A 1,584-nucleotide genomic window follows, 5' to 3' on the forward strand; every position below is an offset into this window, starting at 1 on the left:
GCGGGGCTACAGGGCCGTGACGCCCCCCGCCACGCAGGTGCCGAAGGCCAGACACCGCCGTGCCCAAAGGCATGGCGACCGCCAAAGGGATGCAAGGCAGCCGGCCGGTCCGCCAGCGGCGGAGCGCTCAAACTCAGACGGTACGAACCCAGATGACTGTCGCAGTTCTGCAGACAAGGGGACGGCGCAGACGCCGATCTGGCGCTAGAATCGGCAGGAATGTCTCGCGCAGCAAGGCCTGAGACACGAACCAGAAGCTCGGCAAAATAAATTCTGTCGCATCGACGGACATGTACGGACGCCTGCGCACAGTCTGGTGCATAGTACGCATAAGCCGGGGAATCTCAGCGTCTTGACGTCCGCGCAGGCAATCTCAAATCTTGCATCTGGAGGGCATGACAACCGACCACTGTTCAGGACACTGCATCATGACCGACCGGACGCCAGACCGTATTCTCCGCCTCAACACTGTGCTCGACCGCACCGGGCTTTCTCGCGCGACGCTCTACCGCAAGATCCAGGATGGCACCTTTCCCCGGCAAGTGCGCATCGCCACGCGTTGCGCCGGGTGGCGCGAGTCAGCCGTCAACGACTGGATGCGTAATCCGATGTTCTATCACGTCGACGATGTCCGATAGCGTCCGCTTTGCGCCCGCATTTCGGACATTCGAAGGCTTAACCAGCGTTCCCAAAAGCGGCCGCTAATTCAGCTCGCGTAACTTTTGGGTGGTTGATTACGTGATTATCGACCTCGATCGGATCGGCAGATCATTGCCAAAAGGTAAGTCTGCGCTGAATTCTGTTCCTGCTCTGGACTGTCCTGAACTTTGTGGCGGTGGTAGACCGAAGGCATGATAGACACGGCCTCCACCATCGAATTGACTGCTCCCGAAAGAGAGATGCTCGCAAGCCTGAGTTTCGACCCGCTCTCGTTCAAAGGCAATCACGAGGGCTTTCTGCGCAACGCAGATTTGGCTCATCAACTCACGACCTCATTGGTTGAGCGCAAAGGTATCCCGGAGCATCGTGTCCGCTACTTCACGGACCCCGAATATTATCCGGGCGGTCGCGGCAAGTCGCGCCAGGACAGCTTCGTGAAGCACGGCAACGATCACGATGAAACGCTGCGCCATCCGCACTTCCTGAAACATCTTCGCTACTTCATCCACGGCGCCAACCTGCCTGCGGCGATCATTCAGCAATATACCGACGCCGTAGAGAACTGCGGCATGGTCAGTTCCAGCGATATCCCCGAACTGGGCTCAAAGGCACGCAATCTGGCGCGGACGCATCGGCTGGAAGGCGGCGCTGCCGCCGATGAATTCTTCAAGCTAAGCCTTGATCTCGGGCTGAGCGCTGGTCAGTCGGCACGTATTCGCGAGTCCGTGAACCAGCTGCGCCCAAGTCGTTAGCCGATGCTCGCGCAGCAACTCGCACGGGTACTTCTTGAGCTATCGCGCGCGAGTGACGTCACCACCGATGACTTGTACGAACCCGCTGGCGCGGGAGTGGCGCTTGTTTTGAGGCTTGGCAAGTGATCGGCGGCCTGAGCCTAAGTTGAGGTCTGGGCCAAGTAGGCAGACG

Annotated in this window: 2 protein-coding genes; both read left to right on the forward strand. The window is 59.3% G+C overall.

Translation table 11 applies throughout. From position 1 onward, the window contains the following. Positions 1-428: 428 nt before the first annotated feature. Positions 429-638, forward strand: a complete 210-nt coding sequence (locus HGI47_RS22050) for an AlpA family transcriptional regulator (RefSeq protein WP_168854895.1) — start codon at positions 429-431, stop codon at positions 636-638. Between the two features lie 213 nt (positions 639-851). After that, on the forward strand, positions 852-1,412 hold the full coding sequence (locus HGI47_RS22055; protein ID WP_168854896.1) for a hypothetical protein: 561 nt from the start codon (positions 852-854) through the stop codon (positions 1,410-1,412). Positions 1,413-1,584: the final 172 nt, after the last annotated feature.

Origin of the sequence: Novosphingobium sp. ERN07 (genome assembly GCF_012641335.1) — a bacterium.
Classification (GTDB): Bacteria; Pseudomonadota; Alphaproteobacteria; order Sphingomonadales; family Sphingomonadaceae; genus Novosphingobium.